Genomic DNA, 1023 nt, shown 5'->3' on the forward strand with positions numbered 1-1023 from the left:
CGCAGTTCTGCCATCTGTTCAGAGGAGAGATCCATACCTGACTCAACGATCACAGAAGCCTCAGGTTCCATGAACAGGATCACGAGACACTAGAGTCCCCATTAGCAGTGAGCCTTCCTGGCGCGGATACAGCATCCGCCGGGGAGGCTTTTTTTCATGCCCCAGGTCCCGCTCGTCCGGGGCCCAGCGCTGATCATACGGGTGCTCTCCCGAGACCTGGCGCTCCCGATCCGGGTATGCGGCGCTCGCCGGTTGACCACCGCTGCAAAGGAGTCTCGTGCCAGACATATCCATTCGCCTCGCAGGCATTGCCGACCGCCCCATAGTGGAGCGGCTGTGGCTGATGTTCCGCCATGACATGTCGGAGTTCGACGGTCTGCTGCCCAACGCGGACGGAACCTTCCGCAGCGACCGGCTCCACATGGCCTTCTCTGAGCCCGACTGGGCGCCATACCTCCTCACAAGTGGTGACAGCCCTGCTGGGTTCGCTTTCGTCCGCAGTTTGAGCGCCCCGACGCGCGTGCTGAACAGCTTTTTCGTGGTGCGCGGCGCACGGCGGACAGGGATCGGGCTGCACGCTGTTCAGGAGATCGCGGCCAGGCACCCAGGCTCGTGGGAAGTCGCGTTTCAGGATGCCAACATCTCCGCTGTGCACTTCTGGCGTCGCGTCGCCACGGAGATCGCCGACGACGCATGGACAGAGGAACGTAGATCGATACCAGGTCGGCCCGACTTACCTCCTGACGTCTGGATCGCGTTCAACACCCCCTCGCTGACTCACGGCTGAGCAACAAAGGGGAATTCACCGGGCAGCGGCGGCCGGCCAGGTCCAGGTCCAGGTCCTCGATATCGTGGGTGCGTCCTGGGCTTGACTGGCAAGCCGCGCACGCGGGTAAACCGGTCGGTCGACATCAGGCCGCCGCCACACTTACTCAGGTTGAACTCGTGGAGTCCGGTGGCCCGTGACGCTTCTTGATCGTTGCGGTATGACGTCGTCATGCGGTACGCGCATGGGGGCGGCCT

The 1023-nt window shown here is 63.2% G+C and carries 1 protein-coding gene; it reads left to right on the forward strand.

The genetic code is table 11. From position 1 onward, the window contains the following. Positions 1-277: 277 nt before the first annotated feature. On the forward strand, positions 278-787 hold the full coding sequence (locus tag ACIRFL_RS43890; RefSeq protein WP_404041396.1) for a GNAT family N-acetyltransferase: 510 nt from the start codon (positions 278-280) through the stop codon (positions 785-787). The last annotated feature ends 236 nt before the right edge of the window (positions 788-1023 follow it).

Source organism: Streptomyces sp. NPDC102462, from assembly GCF_044765425.1.
In the GTDB taxonomy this organism is placed as follows: domain Bacteria; phylum Actinomycetota; class Actinomycetes; order Streptomycetales; family Streptomycetaceae; genus Streptomyces.